This window comes from Nocardia anocheti (assembly GCF_029675105.1).
Classification (GTDB): Bacteria; Actinomycetota; Actinomycetes; order Mycobacteriales; family Mycobacteriaceae; genus Nocardia.
In genome coordinates, this window is sequence record NZ_JAQQFV010000001.1 from 626264 (window position 1) to 649613 (window position 23350).

Here is a 23350-nt window from a genome sequence, read left to right on the forward strand (position 1 = left end):
CCACCGACACTAAAACCTCAACAAAGGTTGACTTCAAATGCTTTCCGGCGACGGCCGGTTCCGCGCACAGCGAAACCGGCGCAATAGGCTGGTCGGGTGGACGAGCAGCGGAGTGCGGACCGGCTGGCGCGAGCCCTGCGGACCCGGATCGCCGGGGAGGTCGACGCCGCCATGCGTCGCCGGATCGAATACTCCGCCGACGCCTCCAACTACCGGGTGCGCCCCCAGATGGTCGTCTTCCCGCGCGCCGACGACGATGTCGCCGCGACGGTGCGCTTCGCCCGCGCACACGGGCTGGCGGTGACCGCGCGTGGGGCGGGCACCTCGGTGGCGGGCAATGCCATCGGCCCCGGTCTCGTGCTGGATTTCAGCAGGCACATGAACGCGGTGCGCGCCGTGGACGCCGAGGCACGCACCGCCCTGGTCCAGCCCGGAGTCGTCCTGTCGGATCTGCAACGCCGTCTGCGCCCGGCCGGGCTGCGGCTGGGCCCCGACCCGTCGACCCAGGATCGCTGCACGCTCGGCGGCATGATCGGCAACAACGCCTGCGGTCCGCACGCGCTGGCCTGGGGACGCACCGCCGACACCGTCCGCGAACTGCGCGTGATCGACGGGACGGGGACCGAACGGCGACTCGGCGCCGACCTCTCGGCGGTGCCCGGTCTCGCGCGTTTCACCACCTCCCAGCTCGCGGTCCTGCGCACCGAGCTGGGACGTTTCGAGCGCCAAGCCTCCGGCTACGGCCTGGAACACCTGCTGCCGGAACGTGGTTCGTCGGTGGCGAAGGCGTTCGTGGGTTCCGAGGGCACCTGCGGACTGCTGCTCGACGCCGAACTCACCCTCGCGCCGCTGCCCACCGCGACGGTGCTGACCGTGCTCGGCTATCCCGATATCGCCACCGCCGCCGACGATGTCGCGGCGGTACTGAGTTGCGCGCCGATCGCGGTGGAGGGTATCGACGCCGGGTTGGTCGACGTGGTGCGCGCGCATCACGGGACCGTCCCCGAACTCCCGCGCGGCCGGGGCTGGTTGTTCGTGGAGACCGCGGGCGCGACCCCGGCCGAGGCGGTCGCCGTCGCGGAAAACCTCTGTCGCACAGCCCATGCCGATGATTACCGCATCGTCACCGATCCCGTTGCCACGGCGGCACTCTGGCGCATCCGGGCCGACGGTGCGGGCCTGGCCGGACGCACCCCCGACGGGAATCCGGCCTGGCCCGGCTGGGAGGACGCCGCCGTCCCACCTGAGAACCTGGGCACCTACCTGCGCGAATTCGCCGCACTCACCGATGATTACGGTGTCGGCGGCCTGCTCTACGGCCACATCGGTGACGGCTGCATCCATGTGCGCCTGGACTTCCCGATCACCGACGCCCCCCAGCGGTTCCGCGCGTTCCTGTTCGATGCCGCCGAACTCGTTGTGCGCCACGGTGGCTCGCTGTCCGGTGAACACGGCGACGGCCGTGCCCGATCCGAGCTGCTCGAGGTGATGTACTCCCCCGCCGCCCGCGCCGCCTTCGCCGGTTTCAAAGCCCTGTTCGACCCCGACGACATCCTCAACCCCGGCGTCCTCGTGCGCCCCGCCCCCGTCGACGCCGACCTCCGCGTGGCCGGGCTGCCCCCGGTCCCCGCCACCGGTTTCGCCCTGCTCGACGACTCCGGCGATCTGTCCACAGCTGTGCACAGATGTGTAGGAATCGGCAAGTGCCGCGCCGACACCCGCGCGGCCGGTGGCTTCATGTGCCCGTCCTACCTGGCCACCGCCGACGAGAAGGACACCACCCGCGCCCGCGCCCGCGTCCTCCAGGAGGTCGTACGCGGCGAACTCGATTGGCGCGCACCGGCCGTCGAACAATCCCTCGACCTGTGCCTGTCCTGCAAGGCGTGCGCCTCCGACTGCCCGGCGGGCGTCGACATGGCCACCTACAAATCCGAAACCCTCTACCTCCGCTACCGAGGCCGCCCCCGCCCCCTCGACCACTATCTCCTCGGCCAACTCCCCCGCTGGCTCACCCTCGCCCAACGCGTCCCGCGCCTGGTCAACGCCCTGTCCGCCCGCCCCCGCCCCCGTCGCCTCGCGATGCGCGCCGCGGGCATCGACCCCCGCCGCCCCGCGCCGACCCTCGCGCCGACCCCCTTCCGCCGCCTCTGGCGAGACCTCGGCGGCAACACCCGCACCGCCGCCCTCTCCCGAACCACCCACCGTCACCTGCTGCCGAACCCTCCGACCCCCACCTCCGGACCACCGTCCGCCGCCGCCCCGGGTTCACCGCCCAGCTCGGCCACCGACAGCGGCGCCACCCACACGGTCGGCCCGCCGGTCCGGGAGCGTCCCGAGGTGATGCTGTGGGTGGATTCCTTCACCGACACGTTCACGCCTACCAACGCGCTGGCGGCGGCGGTGCTGCTCGAGGGGCTCGGCTATCGGGTGCGTATCCCGGAGCGGCGGGTGTGTTGTGGACTCACCTGGATCACCACCGGACAGCTCGACGGTGCCCGCGCCCGGCTGCGGGCCACCCTCGACGCGCTGGCCGAGCATGTGGAAGGCGGCGGGCTGGTGGTCGGCCTGGAACCGTCGTGCACCGTCACGTTGCGGGCGGATCTGCCCGCGTTGCTCCCCGACGACCCGCGCGCCCGGCCGACCGCCGCCGCCGTGCGCACGCTCGCGGAGTTCTTGCTCGACCACCCGGACTGGCGTCCTCCGCGGCGCCCGGGCGAGACCGTCGTCGTCCAGCCGCATTGTCACCAGCACGCGGTCGGCGGGTTCGCGGCCGAGCGGGAGCTGCTCACCAGGATGGGTGTCACCGTCGCGGAACTCGCCGGGTGCTGCGGACTCGCGGGCAACTTCGGCATGCAGCGGGGCCACTACGACGTGTCCGTGGCGGTCGCCGAGAACGCGCTGCTCCCGGCCCTGCGTGCCGCACCTGAGGGCGCGGTGTTCCTGGCCGACGGCTTCTCCTGCCGGACCCAGGCCGAACAGCTGGCGGGCGTCCGGGGTGTCGCGCTGGCGTCGTACCTGCTCGGCGGCGGAGCGGACTAGCTTCCGCCGGGCAGCGTCCCCGGCGGGATGTGATAGCCCGAGCTCCCCGCCGACCCGCTCCCCACCGCCGCCAGCAGCCAGTTGAGCGCATTGGTGATCATCGGTACCTCCTGCGAACGGCGGGATGCCAGCTGTTTGCCGACAGCCTCTAGATCGCAGTCAACGTGGTGAATATTACGAACGGGCCTCGGCACGGGATCGGACGCGCACAATGGTCGGGTGCGCGATCAGACCCTCGACCCCGGCCTGTCGACGGCCGGGCTGTCCAGGACCGTCCGGTCGAGCCGCCCCTTCGATGTCGGCCTCACGATCACCCCGCTGCGGCGCGGCGGCGGCGACCCGTGCCATCACATCGACGCCGACGGCGCGCACTGGCACGCCTCGCGCCTGCCCAGCGGCGTGGTCACCTACCGCCTGCGTCAGGACGGCCGCGACGGCGCCCACGCCACCGCCTGGGGCCCCGGTGCCGAGGAATTCCTCGCCCGGCTCGACGACATGCTGTGCCTCGAGGAAGACCTCACCGGCTTCGCGCCCGAGCATCCCAAGCTGGTCGAAGCCCATCGCGTGGTGCCCGGCCTGCGGATGCTGCGCACCGGGCTGGTGTTCGAATCGTTGGTGCCCGCGATCCTGGAACAGAAGGTGCACACCAAGGCGTCGTTCGCGTCCTGGCGCGCGCTCGTGCGCGAGTTCGGCACCCCCGCGCCGGGGCCAGCGCCCGCCGGGCTGCTGGTCGCGCCCGACGCGCGCACCTGGCAGCGCGTGCCGTCCTGGAAGTTCCATCGCGCCAATGTGGGCCCGCAGCGCGCGCAGACCATCGTGCGCGCGGCGCGGGTCGCCGACTCGATCGAACGCACGGCGACGCTGCCGCCCGACGAGGCGGCGCGCCGATTGCGCAGTCTGCCCGGCATCGGTGTCTGGACGGTTGCCGAGACCGCCCAGCGCGCGTTCGGCGACGCCGACGCACTCTCGATCGGGGACTACCACCTCGCCGCGGTGGTCGGCTGGAGCCTGCTGGGCCGTCCGATCGACGACGCGGAGATGGTCGAGTATCTGGAGCCGCTACGGCCGCACCGCTACCGCGCGGTGCGGCTGCTCGCCCTGAGCGGTCAGGCCCACAAACCGAAGTTCGGGCCGCGCACGCCGATCACCGACCACCGTCACCACTAGCGGATCGCGCGCTCGTCGAGCACGCACCGCCCCGACTCGACCAGGGTGTTGCGCGCCCGCCTGCGCACCCGGCACTCGTCGACGAAGCAGTCGATGTGCAATTGCATTGCGGCATGGGCGCGTTCGGAGTCCATCGGACCCGGGTCCTCGTCGCAACCCAGCAGTGCAGCGGCGATATGTCGGTTCACTTCGCTCAATTGCATGCTCCCAGCACAGCACGCAACCGCCCGGCAACCTACGAGTACACGCCGATGACGATATTTCGCGCGAATTCCCAGCACAAGATCCAAGGGGGAGTGCAGGATTCCCCATAGTGGACGAATTCCGCCGTCACACCGGGGTTGTGGGCTGTGGCGGATTGCGAACACAGGAGGAGTGGGGCTGTGGCATCGAATACCTCGACCGGGACAGGCGCGCCGTCGGCGGGGGTCTCCTCGACCCTGCCACGTCGACAACTCGGCCGCTACCTGCGGGATTGGCGCACCCAGGCGGGATTGACCATCGCCGAGGCGGCCAAACTGATGGAGTGGGGTGCCAGCACCCTGCAGCGGCTGGAAAAGGGCCAGGCCGACCGGATCCGGACTATCGACATCGGCGAACTGTGCCGGATCTACGGCATTCCCGACGATCTCGCCGAGGGCCTGACCGGCCTGGCCCAGCAGGCGGCGGTCAAGAGCTGGTGGCACGCCTACGGCGATCTCATTCCCGAGAACTTCGACATCTACGTGGGATTGGAGGCCTCCGCGCACCGGCTGCGCGCCTATCAATCCGAGCTGGTCCCCGGTCTGTTGCAGACCGCCGACTACGCTCGCGCGCTCAATCAGCTGGGCTATCCCCAGGATTCGGTCGACGAGCTCGACCGCCGGGTTTCCCTGCGACTGCAACGGCAGGCACTGATCACCCGCAGGCATTCCCCGGCCGAGATCGACGTGGTTCTGCACGAATCGGTATTGCATCGCATCGTCGGTGATGCAAAGGTGATGGCTGCGCAGTTGCGCCACCTTGCCGACACGAGCACCCGAGGCAATGTGACGCTGCGTATCCTGCCGTTTGCCGCCGGTGTACCACTCGGAGTCTCCACCGGACCTTTCACGGTTCTCGAGTTCGGCACCGACAGCAAGGGGCAACCGGTCGAACCACCGGTGGTGTACGCCGAAGGCTTCACCGGCGATCTCTACCTGGAACGACGTACGGATGTCAGTAGGTACGACCGGGCTCACGAGTGCCTCCAGCGCCATGCGCTGGATATTCAACCGAGTAGACACCTGCTGCGGCAGGTCGCGAAGGAGTATGTGGCATGAGTTTCGATCTCGTCGGCGCGCACTGGTTCAAGAGCACCCGCAGCGGTGCGGGCAAGGACTGCGTCGAGGTCGCGTTCCTCTACGACGGTCACGTCGGGGTGCGCGACAGCAAGAATCCGGCTGGTCCGGCGCTGGTCTTCGACGGTGCGAGCTGGGACGCGTTCACCCGCGGCATCGACAGCGGCGCGTTCGCCCGATGAACACCAAGCGTTCCGTCGACACCGCCGGTGCCACCTGGCTGCGGTCGGGAACCGCGGGGGAGGGCAGCAGCGTGGAGGTGGCGATGCTCGCCGAGGGCTACGTGGCCCTGCGTGACGGCAAGAATCCCGACAGTCCGGTGCTGATCTTCACCCCGAGCGAATGGTCGGCGTTCACCGCGGGCGTACAAGACGGCGAGTTCGATCGCCCTTGATCACGTTTGGATCACTGTCCGGCGGGTAATCCCTCATCATGGACCGAGGGTTGAAGAAAATGCCACCCCGGTACCGGAGGCTGGCGCCGGAGGACGGCGTGGAACGCCTGATCGTGCTGCTGCTCTTCGCAGTGTCCGCGATGGGAATCTACGTACTCACCAGTTCGTTGCTCTCGGCGCTGTTCATCGGATTACTGGTCGGATTAGTCGCGGTGGGGACTGTCGCTGTCTTGTAGGCAGAGGTCACCGCGGGGTTCGTTGCTCGGCGCGCCCCGCGGTGCCTGCTGAATCACCGTCTGAACAGTTTGTTACCGAGCCAGACGATCGGATCGTATTTCCGGTCGGCGACACGTTCCTTCAGGGGGATCAGCGCGTTGTCGGTGATCTTGATGTGTTCCGGGCACACCTCGGTGCAGCATTTGGTGATATTGCAATAGCCCAGGCCCGCGTCGTCCTGGGCGAATTCGCGCCGGTCGGCGACGTCGAGCGGATGCATCTCCAGTTCGGTGATCCGCATCAGATAGCGCGGGCCCGCGAAGGCGTCCTTGTTCTCGTCGTGGTCGCGCACCACGTGACAGGTGTTCTGGCACAGGAAACACTCGATGCACTTGCGGAACTCCTGGGAGCGTTCCACATCCACCTGTCGCATCCGGTAATCGCCGGGAGCGAGATCCTTGGGCGGGGTGAAAGACGGTATCTCCCTGGCCTTCTCGTAATTGAACGAGACGTCGGTGACCAGATCCTTGATGATCGGGAAGGTGCGCATCGGGGTGACGGTGATGACCTCCTCGGGCGTGAACGTCGACATCCGCGTCATGCACAGCAACCGCGGCCGCCCGTTCACCTCCGCCGAACACGAACCACATTTGCCCGCCTTGCAATTCCAGCGCACCGCCAGGTCGGGGGCCTGGGTGGCCTGCAGGCGGTGGATGATGTCGAGCACCACCTCGCCCTCGTTGACCAGCACGGTGAAGTCGTGCAGGCCGCCGCCGTCGATGTCACCGCGCCAGACCCGGAACCGGGCGTCGTACCCCATCGTCACGCCTTTCCCTCGGCCGCCGGATGGACGGCCAATTCCTGCTGGGTGTAGTACTTCTCGAGCTCGCTGAATTCGAAGAGGGCGAACAGGTCCGCGCGCATGGGCGTCTGCTCGGCGCTGGTGACGCGCACCAGGGGGACCGGTTCGTCGGCGGTCGCCGGGTCCACCGCGCAGACCAGCAGGGTGTTGCGCCAGTCCGGGTTCATGCCGGGGTGGTCGTCGCGGGTGTGTCCGCCGCGGCTCTCGGTGCGCCGCAACGCGGCCTGCGCCACGCACTCGCTGACCAGCAGCATGTTCGCCAGATCCAGCGCCAGATGCCAGCCCGGATTGAATGCCCGACCGCCCGCGACGGCGACGTTCGCGTACCGGGCGCGCAGCTCGGCGAGGGTGTCGATGGCCGCGCGCACCTCGTGTTCCTTGCGGATGATGCCGACCAGATCGTTCATCGTGTGCTGGAGTTCGGCGTGCAGGGTGTAGGGGTTCTCGCCGTCGCCGGTGGCGGGCGGGTCGAAGGGGGCCAGCGCGGCGGTCGCGGCGGCGGTGATGTCGGCCTCGGCGGGGGTGGGCCGGGTGGTGAGCCGCTGGACGTAGGCGGCGGCGCCCAGGCCCGCGCGGCGCCCGAAGACCAGCAGGTCGGACAGCGAATTGCCGCCGAGCCGGTTGGAGCCGTGCATGCCGCCGGAGCACTCGCCCGCGGCGAACAGGCCGGGGGTGAGCGCGGCGCCGGTATCGGGGTCGACCTCGATACCGCCCATCACGTAGTGGCAGGTCGGGCCCACCTCCATGGGCTCGGCGGTGATGTCGACATCGGCCAGTTCCTTGAACTGGTGGTGCATGGACGGGAGCCTGCGCACGATCTCGTCGGCGGGCATGCGGGAGGCGATGTCGAGGTAGACGCCGCCGTGTTCGGTGCCGCGACCAGCCTTGACCTCCTCGTTGATGGCGCGGGCGACCTCGTCGCGGGGGAGCAGGTCGGGGGTGCGGCGCGCGGAATCGTTGTCGCGCAGCCACTGATCGGCCTCGGCCTCGGTTTCGGCGTACTGGCCCTTGAACACCGGCGGGATGTAGTCGAACATGAACCGCTTGCCCTCGGAGTTCTTGAGCACCCCACCGTCACCGCGCACGCCCTCGGTGACCAGGATGCCCTTGACGCTCGGCGGCCAGACCATGCCGGTGGGGTGGAATTGCAGGAACTCCATGTTGATCAGAGTCGCGCCCGCGCGCAGGGCCAGCGCGTGGCCGTCGCCGGTGTACTCCCAGGAGTTGGAGGTCACCTTGTAGGACTTGCCGATTCCGCCGGTGGCCAGCACGATCGCCGGTGCCTGGAACAGGACGAATCCGCCGGTCTCACGCCAATAGCCGAACGCCCCGGCGATCCTGCCATCGTCGAGAAGCAGCTCGGTGACGGTACATTCGGCGAAGACCTTGATCCTGGCCTCGTAGTCGCCGGTGTCGGCGTAGTCCTCCTGTTGCAGCGAGACGATCTTCTGCTGCATGGTGCGGATGAGTTCCAGGCCGGTCCGGTCACCCACGTGGGCCAGGCGTGGATAGGTGTGACCGCCGAAGTTGCGCTGGCTGATCCGCCCGTCGGGGGTCCGATCGAACAGGGCGCCATAGGTTTCCAGCTCCCACACCCGCGCGGGCGCTTCCTGCGCGTGCAGTTCGGCCATGCGCCAGTTGTTGAGGAACTTGCCGCCGCGCATGGTGTCCTTGAAATGCGTCTGCCAGCTGTCCTTGTCATTGGCATTGCCCATCGAGGCCGCGCAGCCGCCCTCGGCCATCACGGTGTGCGCCTTGCCGAACAACGACTTACACACCACCGCGACCGAAAGTCCTTGCTCGCGTGCCTCGATCACCGCGCGCAGACCCGCGCCGCCCGCGCCGATCACCACGACGTCGTAGTCGTGCCGTTCCACTTCAGACATCGATGAAGCTCCTCGATTCGGGCGCGGGTCAGTCGACGAACCGCAGGTCGGAGATGGTGTTGCTGGCCACGAGCATCACGTAGAAATCGGTGAGCACCAGGGTGCCCAGGGTGGTCCAGGCCAGGGCCATGTGCCGGGTGTTGAGCTTGGATATCTGGGTCCACAGCCAGTACCGCACCGGATGCGCGGAGAAGTGTTTGAGCCGCCCGCCCGCGATGTGTCGGCAGGAATGGCACGACAGCGTGTAGGCCCACAGCAGGATCACATTGCCCAGCAGCACCAGATTGCCGAGGCCGAAACCGAATCCGCCGCTCGCGCCGTGGAAGGCGGTGAGCGCGTCGTAGCTGTTGACCAGCGAGACCAGCACGGCCACATAGAAGAAGTAGCGGTGCGAGTTCTGGATGATCAGCGGCAGCCGCGTCTCGCCGGTGTAGCGCGCGTGCGGTTCGGCGACCGCGCAGGCGGGCGGGGAGAACCACACCGAACGGTAATAGGCCTTGCGGTAGTAGTAGCAGGTGAGCCGGAAACCGAGCAGGAACGGCAGCACCACGAAACCCAGCGGAATCCACATCGGCAGTTCGCCGAAGGGCGTACCGAAGTGGCTGGAGCCGGGCACGCACGAATCGCTCAGGCAGGGGGAGTAGAACGGGGTGAGATAGTGGTACTGCGGCACCCAGTAGGCCGTGCGCACAAACGATCTGATCGTCGCGTAGCCGATGAACGCGCCCAGACCGAGCGCGGTGAGCAGCGGCGGCAACCACCAGCGGTCGGTGCGCAGCGTGCGCGCGGAGATGCGGGCCCTGGTCCTGCTGAACACACCCGTCCCCGCGGCGCGGGTGGTGGTCGGTGCGGCACTCACGATGGATGCCTCGCTGATCTCGGTGTGCGGCGGTCCATCATGCCCCACCGCGGCGGATTGTGATGTGGAGCACCATACGCCTGTGTTCGCGCCGCTCGAGCCGGGTCTCACCCATCCGCTCGAGAGGAATGCCGGTGATCTCTGTCACAACGTAACCCCTGCGACTGTGTGTCATCCCGGTGCAACAAAGCTGTGGTGCCCTGTGCGCATGAGAAGAGCCGCCATCGTGGCACCCGTGCGGACACCCAGTGGGGTGGCGGGTGGCGCACTGTCGGGAATGCCCGCCGAGTGGCTGGCGACCACGGTCCTGTCGGCCGTGATCGAGCGCTCGGGCATCGACCCGCTCCGCATCGAAGACGTCGCCATGGCCTGTGTCGACGGTGGCCTGGCCGAGGTGCCCGCGATCGGCGCGCTGGCCGCGCGCGGCGCCGGGTTACCGCACTCGGTACCCGGCTTCCTCACCGACCGGCACGGTGCCAGCGGCCTCCAGGCGGTGATCACCGCCGCGATGATGGTGCAGACCGGCGCCGCCGACGTGGTGGTCGCGGGCGGGGTGGAGTGCACCGCCGCCCCCACCGGTCCGCCCGGCGGGGCCGACGGCCTGCACAACGCCGAGGAACTGGCCCGCTACTACGGCATCGACCGGCAGGCCGCCGACGAATTCGCCGTCGCCAGCCATCGCAAGGCGGCCCGGGCCTGGCGGCAGGGTTGCTTCGGCGCCGAGGTGGTGCCGGTGGGCGTGGCCGGGTTCGGCGACCACCGGATCAGCCGTGACGAGGGCGTGCTCGACGATCTGTCCACCCACACCCTGGCCGGTCTGGCGCCGCTGCTGCGCCGAGGCGTGGTGACCGTCGGCAATATGAGCGCGCACCGGCTCGGCGCGTCGGCCTGCCTGGTGGTGGCCGAGGACCGCCTCGCCGAACTCGGCCTGACCCCCATGGCCTTCCTGGCCGGGTGGGCGGCGGCGGGCTGCGACAGTGACGGCCCCGCCCTCGGCGCCGCGCCCGCCGTCGCCAAACTGCTCGGCCGCACCGGACACTCGATCCACGAGGTGGACCTGCTCGAGATCAACGAGGGCTACGCCGTGGAGGTCCTGGCCCTGGCCGCCGCCTGGGACCTCGACCCGCACGACCGCCTCAATGTGAACGGCTCCGACCTGGCGCTGGGCCACCCGGTCGGCGCCACCGGCCTGCGGATCATGACCACGATGCTGCACGAACTCAGCCGCACCGGCGGCCGCTACGCCCTCGAGGCCATCGCCCTCGGCCACGACCACGGCATCGCCGCGCTGTTCGAGTCGGCCGAAGTGGACACCCCCACCGAGACCCCGCGCGGCGCGCGTTTCCACGGGTCGGCCCCGCGCCGCTTCGGCCGCCACCGCGCCTGATCGGCCGGTGCACGACGAGCGGTCGGTTCTCGGCCGCCTCGATCTGGACTGACCAGAGGGTGCGACGAAGGAGTACCCGCCGGGAGGGAAGATCGAGGCCTCAGGGCCGAGAACCCGCGGCGCCAGCCGCAAATGAACACAGCGGCCCTGGGATCAGGGCCGCTGTGCTGGTGAAACAGGTCTTTCTACTTGGTCCTGGGCCGGGAGTGGAAGCCGAGGCCCTCGTCCTGGGCGCCCATCCAGGCCGCCTCGTCGGACTTGCTGTCCGGAACGTAGATCGGCTCGGATCGGCGGGGGACGGCCAACTCCGGCGGTGGCGCCTGCTCGAACTCCTCGGCATCGATGACGAGCCGCTCGAGGTCGTTCTCCAACCGGCGCACGGTGGCCGCGTCGCCGTAGTTGGAGCGCAGTGCGCCGATCGATTGCCGGAGCTGACCGACCGCGTAGCGCAGTTCCGCGATATCGCTGCGTGTCATCGTTACCTCCTGTGTATATGGCGGGCACACCGACTCGTCCGATCACCAGGCATGCCCGTGAAACCCCGGGCCGCACTGCACCGAGTCGTGTGACTCACCACACAACGTGATCTCCACCACAGTAACCGAACTTTTCGGATCACGCCCGGGTTGCTCCGGATTCCCTGGTTGCCATCCGGTAACTCCGGGTATTCAGCCCGCCACGGCGTAGCGGTCGCGCAGTCCCGAACCCGCGCGCTCGACCAGCGCGGCAATCGACCGGGCAACCTCCTCGGCGCACTCCAGGATCACGCTGTGCCCGGCCCCCTCGATGCGCACCAGCTCCGCGCCCGCCAGCTGTGAGGCCAGCACCACCGAGTGCGTGAACGGCACCATGAGGTCGGCCGATCCGGCCAGCACCAGCGCGGGCAGATCGCCGAGCCGGGCCAGCGTGCGAGCCTCGTCGAAGTCGAGCAGCGAGCTCAGGAAGGCCGCCACGGTGAGCAGGGAGGTCTCCCCGAGCACCGCCGTGGCGATCGAGGCCACGCGCGGGTTCACCCGCCGGGTGCCCGACCCGGCCTCGCGCAGCAGCGGTCCGAAGATCCAGCGCGACAGGCGCTTCGAAGCCTGCATCACCCGCGGCGCGCGCACCACCGCGTGCTGCAGCGAGGCGACCGCGTGCCGGTTGAGCAGCCGACCCAGGCCCACCTCGCTGATCCCGCCCGCGGCGCCCGCGATGAGCGCGATCCCGGCCACCCGCGCGCCGATCGTCGCGGGGAACAGCCGCGCGTAGGCCAGCAGCACCATCGCGCCCATCGAGTGGCCGACCAGCACCACCGGGCCTGCCGGGGCCACCGCGCGCAGCACCGCGTCGAGGTCGGTGGCGAGCTGGTCGATGGTGTAGGTGGCGTGGTGGGCGTGCCCGGATTCGCCGTGGCCGCGGTGGTCGTAGAACACCATCCTGGTGTCGGTGTCCCACTGCCGCAGCAGCTGTTCGCGCAGGATCGCCCAGGATTCGGTGTGCAGGCAGTGCCCGTGCACGAACACCACGGTGAGTGGGGCGTTGTCGGCGCCGAAGGCCCGGACCGCGATCGGGACACCGTCGTCGGCGACCACTGTCGCGCGGCGGCCGTAGAGATCTGCGGTAGCGAAGGTCTGAGACATGGCGGCCTCCTCCGGTCCGGCGGGACGCACCGTCATGGTGTGTACCTGCTGGGATTTTCGGACTGGATTTCCATCCCGTTAGCCGGTCAACCCTCGCGTTATCCAGCCGATGCGCAACCGATCCCGGGCGCCCCTCCATCGTTACCCAGGGAAATCTTCGGCTCTCTAGCGTCTGGCCAAGAAAGTTTTAGATCCTGCTGACGAGTCGCGTGCGCAGGACTATCTGCCCGATTCTGGGGTTTCCACTAGACGATGACAGAGAGTCATACGCTCCGCAGATAGCGGCCGAAGTGCGGGACGGTGAAGCCGATGGTGCCGCGTTCGGCGGAGTAGATCAGGCCCTTCTTGATCAGGCCGTCGCGAGCGGGGGAGACCGACGCGGGCTTGCGGCCGAGCTCGGCGGCCACCGCCGCGGTGGCGACCGGGCCGTCGTCACCGGACAGGTCGGCCATCGCGCGCATGTACTCGCGCTCGGCGGGAGTGGCGCGCTCGTAGCGCGAGCCGAAGAAGCCGACGGCCAGTTCCTCCTCGGCCGCGGGGGAGGCCACGGCCACGTCCTCGGCGGTGATCGGCGACTCGGGCGCCTGATCCCAGGCCGCCTTGCCGTAGGCCTGGACGAAGTACGGATAGCCGTCGGCGCGCTGATAGAGCGAATCCAGGGCGCCCTCGGTGAATTTCACCTCCTCGCGCTCGGCGGGCGCGATCAGCGCCAGATCGGCCGACTCGCGATCGAGGCGGTCGATGCGGTGATAACTGAACAGCCGCTCGGAGTAGCTCTTGGACGCCGAGAGCACGGCGGGCAGATGCGGTAGTCCGGCGCCGACCACGATCAGCGGCGCGGCGTCCTGGCTCAGTTCGTGGCAGGCGCCGCAGATGGCCGACACGTCGGCCGGGCCGAGGTCCTGCATCTCGTCGATGAAGATGCCGATGCCCACACCGATCGCCGCGGCCAGCGCGGCGGCCTCCTTGAACAGCTCGATCAGATCGATCTCGATATCGCCGGAATCGGCGCGACCGGTCACGGCGGGCACGTCGATACCGGGCTGCCAGCGTTCGCGCATGCCCTTGTCGGCGGTGGCGCGCAAAGCGAAGGCCTTGAGGATGCCGAGGAAGTCGTCGACCTGTTCGGGATTGCGGTGCGCCATCGCGATCGCGCGCACCGCCATGTGCAGCGCCGAGGACAGCGGCCTGCGCAGATCCTGATCCGGGCGCGCCTCGATCTTGCCGGTACCCCAGCCGCGCGAGACCGCCGCCGAGCGAAGCTGGTTGAGCAGCACCGTCTTTCCCACCCCGCGCAGCCCGGTGAGCATCACACTGCGCTCGGGCCTGCCCCGGGCGACCCGCTCGAGCACGATGTCGAAGGCGGCCAGTTGCTTGTCGCGCCCGGCCAATTCGGGGGGACGCTGACCGGCGCCGGGAGCATACGGATTGCGCACGGGGTCCATGCCGGACAACCGTAGCGCGTCGGCACAGCGGAATCTCGGTAACTCTGGGCCGTGTCCTAGATACTGCTAGCGATGCCCAGACAGCCCGCGCGACCGGAACGGAGAACGATGTCCGAGGAGTTCGAGGAGTCCCGGCCCCAACCGGTCGACGTCGACACCGAGATCCGGACCGCGGCCGAGATGGTCGAGCGGGGCTGGGAGCTGCCGACCGACGCGCACCTGGCCGACACCGTCAAACAGGTGGTGCTCGGCATGATCGAGCAGGGCTACGCGGACCCGCAGATGATCGCCGCGTTCGCGATCGGGCCCGCCGTGGTGGCCATCGGCAGGCTCGAGCACGACCTCGCCGACGCGCGCCGCCGCATCGATCAACTGGAACAGGCCCTGCGCGAGCGCGGCGCGTAACGCCGGGCCCGGTCGCCGACACCGCACCGTGACGTGTGGCGACACGCCGGTCGTGCCCCCGATTTCCTGGGCATTCGCGCGTGCGGGAAAACAAGTTGCGCGCTTCGCTGGACAGTGTGCATCACAGGCCGTAATCTTCTCGTGACTTAGTGGAGTCTGTCGCTTCGTCAGAGAAACGGCGCCATTGAGTCACCGCCGAACAATCGTCGTCGCCAAGCGATTTCGATGCCGGTGGTGGAGCAGCAAGATCGGAGACTCGTCTCGGTGGGTAAACACAGCTTGCAGCGGGATTCTCGACTGCCGAATTCCGTCAAGGGTGCGCTCGTCATGGGTGCGGTGGCCGCCACGACCGGTGCGATGCCCGCGATTTCGCAGGCCGCCACGATCAACATCCCGGGTCTGGGCAGCTTCGATCTGCCGCCCGAGCTCGAACAGCCCGCGCAGCAGCTGGAGACCCAGCTGCAGTCGATGGTCGCCCCGCAGGGCCAGGCCGCGCCGCAGCTGCCGAGCATCGAGTTCGACAACCCCTTCCAGCAGCAGCAGACCGCGGGCAATATCGCCCTCGACGCCGCGCGCACCAAGCTGGGCGCCCAGTACAACTGGGGCGCCGCCGGTCCGTCCACCTTCGACTGCTCCGGCCTCGTGCAGTGGGCCTACCGGCAGGCCGGTGTGGAACTGCCGCGGACCAGCTTCGAGCAGTCGCACGTCGGCGCGCCCGTCTCCTTCGACAACCTGCAGGCCGGTGACATCGTGATCACCAACGGCGGCGGCCACGTCGGCATCTACGCCGGTGACGGCAAGCTGCTCAACGCCGTGCAGTCGGGCACCCCGGTGTCCTACACCCACCTCAGCCCCGACGACGTGGTGACGGCTCGCCGTATCGTCTAAGGGGTGTCCCCCGCCGAACAACGCTCGACCACCCAGGCCCGTGTGGATTCGTGGACCTGGGCGGTGCGCTTGTTCAAAACCCGCTCGGCCGCCGCGGAGGCGTGCCGCGCCGGGCATGTGCGCGTCAACGGGGTGACGGTCAAGCCCGCGCAGCAGATCAAGCTCGGTGACGAGGTCAGGATCAGGCACGCGGGCATCGAACGGATCGTCGTCGTCGAGCGCGTCATCCACAAGCGGGTCGGCCCGCCGGTCGCGGCGCAATGCCTGATCGACCGCAGCCCACCGCCGCCGCCCAAGGAAGTCCTGGCCACGCTGCCGCGTCGTGATCGTGGCGCGGGCAGGCCGACGAAACGCGAACGGCGCGAGACCGACCGTCTGATGGGCCGGACCGACTAGCGCGGCATCGCGGCGAGCTTGGCGGGAATCTCGATGTTCTCGTCGGCCCAGTACAGCGCGCACACCCGGTGGTAGCCGTCGGCGATCAGCATCGGCACATTCGCCCGGCAATCGCCGCGCACCAACAGCACCGGCGAGAGTTTCTTGCCCTCGGTGACCTTGAGCAGATCCCGGCGTACGTGCGGATTGTCCGGTGTGAGGGCCTCGAGCCGGGAGGCGCGCAGGATGTCCTTGGCCTTCTTCACCACGATGGGCGCGGCGCGCAGATCGGCCACGATCGCGTCCACCACCGCGTCTTCGGCGAGTAGCGCGAGATAGTCGGCGGCCGCCGGGTAGTCGTGCTCCTCCGGCGTGGATTTCCACTGCACCTGCACGATTTGGGTTCCCATCGGCCCATCATCCGCCCCCGCATGCCCGATTGCCGGAATGTCGCCGGGCGTTCCGCTCGGAAAGTTCGGTGGTCGCGCTCGAGGTGATCGCCTACGGTGGCAACTATGGCCGACCGCACGAGAATGTTATCGACGCTTCTCGCCTGCTGTGTCGGTGCCACCACCACGGTTCCGCGTCTGTTGTGGCCGCGCGGGAAGGACTCGCGCTTCCTGGCCGCGCTCGAGTGCGCGCCGCTGCCGCCCGCCTACAACACCGTCTCGCTCACCGCGCTCAACCAGGCGCGCCGGTCGGCGCCGACCACGATCGTCGCCGAGGGTGTGCGCAGCCTGGGGACGACGCCGCTGACGATGTCGGCCTTCCTCATCCGCCATCCGGGGGCCACCTTCCTGGTCGACCCGGCCCTGTGCACGGGTGTGCACGAACGCGTCCTGCCCGAACTGCCGTTCCCGATGGCCCAGGTGGTGGCCCCGCGACACCCCGTGCACGGGCTCACCGAGTTGCTGGCCGAACACGAGCTGACCGGCGTCGACATCGATTTCGTCCTGCCCACCCACCTGCACTGGGACCACGTCTCCGGGCTCTACGAGCTGCCCGGCTGGGTGCCCATCCGGGTGCCCGGCGTCGAATACCGCTGGGCGATGGGCGGTCCGCGCGCCCCGCTCGGCGTCGCGCGCGGCCCGCTGCTCGGCCGCGTCTTCGACCTCTACGAGCTCGACGGCCCGCCGGTCCTCACCTTCCCGCGCAGCCACGACCTGTTCGGCGACGGCTCGGTGATCCTCGTCGACCTCGCTGGCCACACGCCCGGCAGCGTCGGCATGCTGCTCGCCGTCGACGACGGCTCCCGCGTCCTGCTGGCGGGCGACGCGGTGTTCACCACCCTGCAGATCCGCCTGATCCGCGAAATCGCCCCGCTGCTCGGCGAACTCACCGACGCCGACCGCACCGCCGCCTTCCACACCATCCACCGCCTACACGCCCTCCCCGACGACATCGAAGTCATCCCGGCCCACGACCACAAGGCCGTCCACGCCCGCACCACCCCACTCCCCACCTGACCCGCGAAAGTTCCACCGCCGACCGCCGCGTCGGCCCCTCGACGGACTTCGACACGGCAGACCACCCGGCTGACGTCGGCGCCGCGACCGGCGCTGCCGAACTAGCTCGCGGCCAGCCCGGCCGCGAGATCGGCGTATCGCGGCCGCCAGTCCAGTTCCTCGTGGGCCAGTTCGCTCGAGATCCGCATCGACGTGTCGACCATGAGCGCACCCAGGTACGGGATGGCCAGGCGGATCGCCCAGGCGGGCAGGCGGATCGGGCGGGGTGTGTGGTGGGCGCGGGCGACCTCGGTGAAGAAGCGTTCCCAGGTGATCGGGCTGTCGTCGGCGATGTTGTAGGCCCGGCCGGGGGTGCCGCGCTCGAGCGCCGCCACCGTCGCGGCGGCCGCGTCGTCGACGTGCACCCAGCTGAGCACCCCGCCCTGGCCCAGCGGCCCGACCGGCACGCGCTTGCGCATCATCCCGGCGAAGAGATCGCTGAACGTGCCCGGCCCGTAGAACAGCCCGTACCGCAGGGCGATCCCCTCGACGCCCGCCGCGTCGAACACCTGTCGCTCCCCGTCGACGCACGCGCGCACCACCTCGTCGGCCACCCCGCCGTCGCACACCCCGAACCGATCGCGCTCGGTGCGCGGTCGCGGACCGTGGTCCTGGTAGCCGTAGCCGAGGATCAGCGACTGGGTGACGAAGCGGCGCGCGCCCACCACCTCGGCCGCGGCCAGCAGGTTCGCCGTGCCGACCGTGCGCAGCAGGCCGGTGGGGTCGTCGGCCGGAATCCGGCGGGTGGCCTTCACCTTCCGCAGCGCGGTGGCCTCGTGCAGGACGGCGTCGACGCGCACGCGCTCGACCGCGCGCAGCAGGCCGTCGCGGTCGAGCGCGTCGGCGATGACCGCGTCGGCGCCGAGTTCGCGGACCACGGTCTCGGCGGTGGGGGAGCGCACGATGGCCGTCACGGCGTGGCCGTTCGCGGTGAGCGCGCGGATCAGGGGACGGCCGATGGCGCCGGTCGCGCCCGCCAGCAGAACCTGCATGATGATTCCTTCCGGTTGTTCGAGATCGCCACTGCCCACAGGACGCGCCACGACACGCGTTCGTGACGGCTTGTGACCCGCCTCACGTGCGATGTCACGGCGGGTCGACGGCGTGTCGGTGTGTATCGTGCGGCTCATGCGAGTCGACGGTCGGGAGATTCCGGTCACGGGAAGTCTCCTGCAGCCGCTGATCCGGCGTACCAGTGACATCGTCCGGGTCGTGCTGGCCGGGATCGGTGTGGGCGTGGTGGTCGCGGGCTCGCTGATCACCCGCCCGGAGTGGCTCGCGCTGGAGGACTCGGTGTCCACCATCGTCGGCTTCCTCAGCCCGGATCAGTCGACGCTGGTGTACCTCGTCTACGGAATGCTCATCCTGGCACTGCCGTTCGCCATCCTCATCGAGTTGATGCTGCGCAGGCAGTGGAAACTGTTGGTGGGGTACGCGGCCGCCGGGCTGCTCGCGGTGCTGGCGCTGTCGATCACCGGTTCGGGCATCTCCACGCCGAAATGGCACCTGCCCGTCCCCGACCGGTTCGACACCTTCCTCTCGCAGTTCCTCGACGACCCGCGCTGGATCGCCATGCTCGCGGCCATGCTCACGGTGTCGAGCCCGTGGCTGCCGGTACGGCCGCGACGCTGGATGTGGTTCCTGCTGTTGATGTTCGCGCCGATGCACCTGGTGGTGAGCGCGGTGGTGCCCGCGCGGGCCATGCTGGGCCTGGCCGTCGGGTGGCTGGTCGGCGCGGTGATCGTCTGGCTGGTCGGCACGCCCGCGTTGGAGGTGCCGCTCGAGGCGGCGGTGCGGGTGCTCGCGCGGCGCGGTTACACCGTGCGCGCGTTCCATGTCGACCGGCCCGCCGGGCGCGGCCCGCTGCTGCTGGCCACCGAGGTCGACGGGCCCGAGTCGGAGATCGTCGTCGAGATGTACGGCAAGAACCAGCGCAGCTTCGGCGCGATCCGCCAGCTCTGGCGCTGGATCACCTTCCGCTCCAGCGAGACGGCGCCGCTGCACGGTTCCATGCACCGCGCCGTCGAACACCGCGCGCTGCTGGGCATCGCCATCGGTGAACTCGGCATGGCCGACTCGCATCAGGTCGCCGTGGCCGGACTCGAACGCGGCTGGATGCTGTTCGCGCACACCGTCCCGCGCGGTACGCCCTTGCGCAAGCTCTCGGCGCAGGTGCTGCCCGGGGTGTGGCGGTCGCTGCTGCGGCTGCACGAGAACCAGATCAGCATGGGCGATCTGCCGCCCGACTACGTGCGGGTCTGCCAGGGCGACACCCTCTTCGGCGGGTTCGCCTTCGCCGAGTACGGCGCCTCGGACGCGCAGCGCCAGTCCGATATCGCGCAGCTGCTGGTGACCACCACCTCGCTGTTCGGCAAGCACGAGGCGGTGTCCGCGGCGATCGAGGTGCTCGGCGAGGCCACGGTGGTCACCGCGGCCCGGCGGCTCACCAAGTCGGCCATGCCTACCGGCATCCGCAAGGCGGTGCCGCAGTGGAACAAAGTGGTGACCACCGCGCGCGAGGAGATCCGCGAGCAGACCGGCCACGACCGCATCCAGTCCGAGCAGCTCACCCGCTTCAACCGCAACCAGATCATCCAGCTGGTGCTGCTGGTCGGCCTGGTCTACGTGGCCTATCCGTTCTTCAGCCAGGTGCCCACCTTCTTCAGTCAGCTGCGCACACTGAACTGGTGGTGGGCGCTGTTCGGCCTCGCCATCTCCGGCCTGACCTATCTGGGCGCCGCCGCGGCACTGGGCGCGTGCGCCGACGGGCTGGTGCGCACCCGCGATCTGATCCTCGAGCAGCTGGCCAACACCTTCGTCGCCACCACCACCCCGGCCGGGGTCGGTGGTCTGGCGTTGAGCGTGCGGTTCCTCCAGCAGGCGGGCATGTCGACCCTGCGGGCCACCGCGGCGGTGGCGTTGCAGCAGTCCATGCAGGTGATCACGCACCTGGTGCTGCTGGTGATCTTCTCGGTGGTGGCGGGCACCTCGACCAATCTGGCCCACATCGTGCCCGACGCGACGGTGCTGTACCTGGTGGCCGGGTTGGTCGGCGGGTTGATCGGCGCGTTCATGTTCGTGCCGAAGCTGCGCCGCTGGGTGAACCACTCGGTGCGCCCGCAGCTGATGGAAGTGCTCGGTGAGCTGGGTGATCTCGCCAAGGACCCCAAGCGGTTCGCGATCATCGTCGGCGGCTGCGGGGCGATCACCCTGGGTCAGGCGCTGGCGCTGTGGGCCAGTGTCGAAGCCTTCGGCGGCGGCACCGATTTCGTGGCGGTCACCATCGTCACCATGATCGGTGGCACGCTCGCCTCGGCCGCGCCGACGCCCGGTGGTGTCGGTGCCGTCGAGGCGGCGCTGATCGGTGGTCTGGCGGCGTTCGGTGTGCCCGCCGAGATCGCCGTGCCCGCCGTGCTGCTCTACCGGGTGCTTACCTGCTGGATTCCCGTCGCGCTGGGCTGGCCGATCATGCGCTGGATGGGCAACAAGCAGATGATCTGAGCCCTGTCTGATCCAGAACCGACGCCGGTCGCGTTCCATCGTCCCCGCCCGGGCCGGTGGTTGCGCGGGATTCCGGAGTTCGCTGGGGGATCGCTGAACATGCTGTTCGGTTGGATCCCCACCCCGATCGGCCGCCCGACGTGAACCATCCCACAGCGTCAGCTGGTGCGTGCGAGGTGCGGTTTCAGCGCCTAAGCTGTCTGGGACGTAACCGGAGCATGATCGAAAGGTGTTTTCTCGATGGGATCCCGGACGGTGGTCGCCGACGTCGCCGATGAACTGGCGCGTCGTGTCGCCACCGGCGAGTACCGGCCCGGCGAGCTGATGCCGTCGGTGCGTCAGGTCGCCGACGAGTTCGGGATGAACCGGGCCACCGCGCAACTCACCCTCGGCCGCCTCGAGTCCTACGGCTTCGTCGAGGCCCGCCGCGGCAAGGGCTTCACCATTCGCGACGTGCGCGAAGAGGGCGGGATGGACTCCTACCGCCACCTGTTCCGCTTCTCCATCACCGCGCCCGCGGTGGCCGCCGAGATGTTCACCGACATCGTCGCCGTCGAACGCGGCATCGTGCTCGAGGCGCTGCTGGCCTACACCGCCGCCGAGAAGGTGCTCGATCCGGGCGAGCTCGCCGCCGCCGTCGACGAGCTCGAGGCGATGGCCCGCCACGCCGTGCCCGACTATCCGCGCATCATCGCCACCGAGATCGCGCTCATCCGCAAGGTGCTCGGCGCGCTCGGCATGAGCATGCAACGCGCGGTGCTCAATTCGATCGCCGACATGGTCGTCGAGGTGCCCGAGGCGGTCTCGGCCTACTTCGCCGTCGCCGCCGACCTGCACGTGCTCGTCTGGCGCGCGCTGCTGGCGGTATGGGACGCCGAGTCCGCGCCCAGTGAGGCCCAGTTGGCCCTGTTCGAGGACCTCTTCGCGCTCTACCACGAGAAGGTCGTGGCCCGTTTCGACGAACTCGTCGGCGTGACGAGCGTCGAGGAGACCGCCGCGACGGCCTGATCCTCGGCCGGTCAGCTGTCTGGGTCGGGCTTGTCGTGGTGCCACGGTAGGTGCCTACCCTGCGGCAGCATCGAATCGAGAATGGTGCCCACATGCGGTGCCCGCGTGGCCATCAGCCCCGAGCCCACCATCACCCCCAGCGCGATCGACATCACCGACAGCAGCGCCGACACCAGCACCTCCAGCCCACCCGGCGCCGTGCCACCGGTGGTGTGCAGCACCAGCTCCGAGACTCCCGTCAGGCTGATCCCGCCGGGCACCAGCATCCAGAACGCGGGCAGGAACGCCACCTGCCGCGGCGGCGCGTTGGTGCGGCCCTGGATCAGATAGGCGGCGGGCACCGCGATCAGCCCGCCAAGGAACGCGCCGGTCAGCGGCCCCGACAGCGTCTTGCCGACGAACTGCGCGGCATAGGTCACGTAGAGCACCAGCAGCAGCCAGCCCACCGAGTTCTGCGGCGCGCTCGACCGCCACGAATGCCCGAAGCCGATCAGCAGCACCCCGAGCAGCGGCGCCCACCAGCCCAATTGGGCCTGGCTGATCGGCGAATTCTCCAGCGGCCCGAGCACACTGATGCCCACGTAGATGCCGAAGGCGAGCAGGAACAGCATGTTGATGCCGTAGACCACCCGGCTCGCCCCCGCGACCATCGAGCCGGTCGCCAGTTCGATCGTGCCGTTGGTCAGCATGGCGCCGGGCAGCAACGTCGCCACCGCCGGGATCAGCAGCTGCTCGGGTTGCCCGCCCGCCAGCGCCCCCGGAAAGCCGAAGGACAGTGCCGCGACCAGCGCCGAGGCGACCACCGGGAGCGCCATCGAGAGCAGCCGCACCTTGTCGGCGAGCTGGGTGAGCACCCCGACCACCAGCCCGAGCACCACATACCCGACCAGCGCGCGAGCACCCGGATTGAGCATCATCCCCAGCCCTACGGTCAGTACCACCTGACCGAGCAGGATCAGCCACGGCGGACTGCCCGGCTTCGCGGCCAGCAGTTCGTCGAGTTCGCGGGAGGCGTCGGTGGGCGGCGGCGCGTCCCGCTCGATCGTGTCGATGAGCCGGTAGAGCCCCGCGATCTGGTCCAGCGGCAGCGTGCCCACCCGCGCGTCGAGCATGTCGATCGCGGAGTCGTGGTCGGTGCGCACCCGCACGAACACCGCCGTCGGCAACACCATGAAGTGGATGTTGTCGGTGCCGTACCGACGCGAGAGCTTGTCCAGGATCTCCTGCACCCGCGCCGAGGTCTCCCCCGCGCCGACCAGCGCCACCCCGAGACGACACAGCAGATTCAGCAGATCGGCGGGCACCGGCGGTTCGGCGGGCGGGCGCGGCATGGGCTGAGTCGGCAGAGCCGCCGTGTACTGCGCCCGAGCACTGGCGATCGCGTGCCGCACCCGAAACCGGGCCGCCCGCCAACTGCTGTAGCTGTCCTCCGAAGCCATGTAAGGGTGAGTCTAGAACCCCCGCCGCGCGAACTC

General features: G+C 69.4%; 22 protein-coding genes. 13 read left to right on the forward strand and 9 right to left on the reverse strand.

Going from position 1 to position 23350, the window contains the following annotated elements; genetic code table 11:
• Positions 1-96: 96 nt before the first annotated feature.
• The 6 genes from QC180_RS03025 to QC180_RS03050 all read left to right on the forward strand — a co-directional run bounded on the left by QC180_RS03025 (position 97) and on the right by QC180_RS03050 (position 6155).
• Positions 97-3039, forward strand: coding sequence for an FAD-binding and (Fe-S)-binding domain-containing protein (locus QC180_RS03025; RefSeq protein ID WP_278260994.1), 2943 nt, complete (start codon positions 97-99; stop codon positions 3037-3039).
• A gap of 219 nt (positions 3040-3258) precedes the next feature.
• Entirely contained in the window at positions 3259-4206 is a 948-nt protein-coding gene (locus QC180_RS03030; RefSeq protein ID WP_474646380.1) for a DNA-3-methyladenine glycosylase family protein, read from the forward strand.
• Positions 4207-4589: 383 nt separating this feature from the next.
• Entirely contained in the window at positions 4590-5507 is a 918-nt protein-coding gene (locus QC180_RS03035) for a helix-turn-helix domain-containing protein (RefSeq protein ID WP_474646385.1), read from the forward strand.
• Positions 5504-5707, forward strand: a complete 204-nt coding sequence (locus QC180_RS03040) for a DUF397 domain-containing protein (RefSeq protein ID WP_278260995.1) — start codon at positions 5504-5506, stop codon at positions 5705-5707. Before QC180_RS03035 ends, QC180_RS03040 begins: the two co-directional genes overlap by 4 nt.
• A complete protein-coding gene (locus QC180_RS03045) occupies positions 5704-5919 on the forward strand; it encodes a DUF397 domain-containing protein (RefSeq protein WP_278260996.1) in 216 nt (71 codons plus the stop codon). Before QC180_RS03040 ends, QC180_RS03045 begins: the two co-directional genes overlap by 4 nt.
• Before the next feature lie 98 nt (positions 5920-6017).
• Positions 6018-6155: a hypothetical protein gene (locus tag QC180_RS03050; protein WP_278260997.1), complete on the forward strand. Its 138-nt coding sequence runs from the start codon at positions 6018-6020 to the stop codon at positions 6153-6155.
• Positions 6156-6208: 53 nt separating this feature from the next.
• Here the strand turns inward: QC180_RS03050 and QC180_RS03055 are convergent, their stop codons facing one another.
• Genes QC180_RS03055 through QC180_RS03065 form a run of 3 tightly spaced genes read right to left on the reverse strand, consistent with a single transcriptional unit; the run spans position 6209 to position 9742 of the window.
• Positions 6209-6955 (reverse strand): succinate dehydrogenase/fumarate reductase iron-sulfur subunit, encoded by a 747-nt coding sequence (locus QC180_RS03055; protein WP_278260998.1) that lies wholly within the window; start codon positions 6953-6955, stop codon positions 6209-6211.
• Positions 6956-6957: 2 nt separating this feature from the next.
• On the reverse strand, positions 6958-8883 hold the full coding sequence (locus tag QC180_RS03060; RefSeq protein WP_278260999.1) for a fumarate reductase/succinate dehydrogenase flavoprotein subunit: 1926 nt from the start codon (positions 8881-8883) through the stop codon (positions 6958-6960).
• Between the two features lie 28 nt (positions 8884-8911).
• On the reverse strand, positions 8912-9742 hold the full coding sequence (locus QC180_RS03065; protein WP_278261000.1) for a hypothetical protein: 831 nt from the start codon (positions 9740-9742) through the stop codon (positions 8912-8914).
• A gap of 208 nt (positions 9743-9950) precedes the next feature.
• On the opposite strand from QC180_RS03065, the gene QC180_RS03070 reads away from it, so the two are divergent.
• Positions 9951-11129, forward strand: a complete 1179-nt coding sequence (locus tag QC180_RS03070; protein ID WP_278261001.1) for a thiolase family protein — start codon at positions 9951-9953, stop codon at positions 11127-11129.
• A 185-nt stretch (positions 11130-11314) separates the two neighbouring features.
• Here QC180_RS03070 and QC180_RS03075 read toward each other — a convergent pair whose 3' ends face one another.
• The 3 genes from QC180_RS03075 to QC180_RS03085 all read right to left on the reverse strand — a co-directional run bounded on the left by QC180_RS03075 (position 11315) and on the right by QC180_RS03085 (position 14193).
• The gene (locus tag QC180_RS03075; RefSeq protein ID WP_071930967.1) at positions 11315-11605 is read right to left on the reverse strand and encodes a hypothetical protein; all 291 of its coding nucleotides are present in this window, start codon (positions 11603-11605) and stop codon (positions 11315-11317) included.
• Between the two features lie 192 nt (positions 11606-11797).
• On the reverse strand, positions 11798-12748 hold the full coding sequence (locus QC180_RS03080; protein WP_278261192.1) for an alpha/beta fold hydrolase: 951 nt from the start codon (positions 12746-12748) through the stop codon (positions 11798-11800).
• A gap of 263 nt (positions 12749-13011) precedes the next feature.
• Entirely contained in the window at positions 13012-14193 is a 1182-nt protein-coding gene (locus QC180_RS03085) for an AAA family ATPase (protein WP_278261002.1), read from the reverse strand.
• 108 nt (positions 14194-14301) lie between these two features.
• Here QC180_RS03085 and QC180_RS03090 point away from each other — a divergent pair, with 108 nt between their 5' ends.
• From QC180_RS03090 to QC180_RS03100, 3 genes are all read left to right on the forward strand, one after another.
• Entirely contained in the window at positions 14302-14598 is a 297-nt protein-coding gene (locus QC180_RS03090; RefSeq protein ID WP_278261003.1) for a hypothetical protein, read from the forward strand.
• Between the two features lie 327 nt (positions 14599-14925).
• Positions 14926-15486 (forward strand): C40 family peptidase, encoded by a 561-nt coding sequence (locus QC180_RS03095; RefSeq protein ID WP_278261193.1) that lies wholly within the window; start codon positions 14926-14928, stop codon positions 15484-15486.
• A gap of 3 nt (positions 15487-15489) precedes the next feature.
• Positions 15490-15882, forward strand: coding sequence for an RNA-binding S4 domain-containing protein (locus QC180_RS03100; RefSeq protein ID WP_278261004.1), 393 nt, complete (start codon positions 15490-15492; stop codon positions 15880-15882).
• Here the strand turns inward: QC180_RS03100 and QC180_RS03105 are convergent.
• Positions 15879-16259, reverse strand: a complete 381-nt coding sequence (locus QC180_RS03105; RefSeq protein WP_278261194.1) for a hypothetical protein — start codon at positions 16257-16259, stop codon at positions 15879-15881. The genes QC180_RS03100 and QC180_RS03105 overlap by 4 nt on opposite strands.
• Positions 16260-16394: 135 nt before the next feature.
• On the opposite strand from QC180_RS03105, the gene QC180_RS03110 reads away from it, so the two are divergent.
• Entirely contained in the window at positions 16395-17327 is a 933-nt protein-coding gene (locus QC180_RS03110; RefSeq protein WP_278261005.1) for an MBL fold metallo-hydrolase, read from the forward strand.
• A 101-nt stretch (positions 17328-17428) separates the two neighbouring features.
• Here the strand turns inward: QC180_RS03110 and QC180_RS03115 are convergent, their stop codons facing one another.
• Positions 17429-18358, reverse strand: coding sequence for an NAD-dependent epimerase/dehydratase family protein (locus QC180_RS03115; protein ID WP_278261006.1), 930 nt, complete (start codon positions 18356-18358; stop codon positions 17429-17431).
• A 136-nt stretch (positions 18359-18494) separates the two neighbouring features.
• On the opposite strand from QC180_RS03115, the gene QC180_RS03120 reads away from it, so the two are divergent.
• Together QC180_RS03120 and QC180_RS03125 are read left to right on the forward strand one after the other, a co-directional pair.
• Positions 18495-20867, forward strand: a complete 2373-nt coding sequence (locus tag QC180_RS03120; protein ID WP_278261007.1) for a lysylphosphatidylglycerol synthase transmembrane domain-containing protein — start codon at positions 18495-18497, stop codon at positions 20865-20867.
• A 240-nt stretch (positions 20868-21107) separates the two neighbouring features.
• Positions 21108-21875, forward strand: coding sequence for a FadR/GntR family transcriptional regulator (locus QC180_RS03125; RefSeq protein ID WP_278261008.1), 768 nt, complete (start codon positions 21108-21110; stop codon positions 21873-21875).
• Between the two features lie 11 nt (positions 21876-21886).
• On the opposite strand, the gene QC180_RS03130 is transcribed toward QC180_RS03125, so the two are convergent.
• The gene (locus QC180_RS03130; RefSeq protein ID WP_278261009.1) at positions 21887-23314 is read right to left on the reverse strand and encodes a threonine/serine exporter family protein; all 1428 of its coding nucleotides are present in this window, start codon (positions 23312-23314) and stop codon (positions 21887-21889) included.
• Between the last annotated feature and the right edge of the window lie 36 nt (positions 23315-23350).

Bases quoted from the DNA above. Each gene is read 5' to 3' on its own strand.
- QC180_RS03040 (WP_278260995.1), top strand. From the start codon at position 5,504: ATGAGTTTCGATCTCGTCGGCGCGCACTGGTTCAAGAGCACCCGCAGC.
- QC180_RS03045 (WP_278260996.1), top strand. From the start codon at position 5,704: ATGAACACCAAGCGTTCCGTCGACACCGCCGGTGCCACCTGGCTGCGG.
- QC180_RS03055 (WP_278260998.1), bottom strand. From the start codon at position 6,955: ATGGGGTACGACGCCCGGTTCCGGGTCTGGCGCGGTGACATCGACGGC.
- QC180_RS03060 (WP_278260999.1), bottom strand. From the start codon at position 8,883: ATGTCTGAAGTGGAACGGCACGACTACGACGTCGTGGTGATCGGCGCG.
- QC180_RS03070 (WP_278261001.1), top strand. From the start codon at position 9,951: ATGAGAAGAGCCGCCATCGTGGCACCCGTGCGGACACCCAGTGGGGTG.
- QC180_RS03075 (WP_071930967.1), bottom strand. From the start codon at position 11,605: ATGACACGCAGCGATATCGCGGAACTGCGCTACGCGGTCGGTCAGCTC.
- QC180_RS03080 (WP_278261192.1), bottom strand. From the start codon at position 12,748: ATGTCTCAGACCTTCGCTACCGCAGATCTCTACGGCCGCCGCGCGACA.
- QC180_RS03085 (WP_278261002.1), bottom strand. From the start codon at position 14,193: ATGGACCCCGTGCGCAATCCGTATGCTCCCGGCGCCGGTCAGCGTCCC.
- QC180_RS03090 (WP_278261003.1), top strand. From the start codon at position 14,302: ATGTCCGAGGAGTTCGAGGAGTCCCGGCCCCAACCGGTCGACGTCGAC.
- QC180_RS03095 (WP_278261193.1), top strand. From the start codon at position 14,926: ATGGGTGCGGTGGCCGCCACGACCGGTGCGATGCCCGCGATTTCGCAG.
- QC180_RS03110 (WP_278261005.1), top strand. From the start codon at position 16,395: ATGTTATCGACGCTTCTCGCCTGCTGTGTCGGTGCCACCACCACGGTT.
- QC180_RS03115 (WP_278261006.1), bottom strand. From the start codon at position 18,358: ATGCAGGTTCTGCTGGCGGGCGCGACCGGCGCCATCGGCCGTCCCCTG.
- QC180_RS03120 (WP_278261007.1), top strand. From the start codon at position 18,495: ATGCGAGTCGACGGTCGGGAGATTCCGGTCACGGGAAGTCTCCTGCAG.
- QC180_RS03125 (WP_278261008.1), top strand. From the start codon at position 21,108: ATGGGATCCCGGACGGTGGTCGCCGACGTCGCCGATGAACTGGCGCGT.
- QC180_RS03130 (WP_278261009.1), bottom strand. From the start codon at position 23,314: ATGGCTTCGGAGGACAGCTACAGCAGTTGGCGGGCGGCCCGGTTTCGG.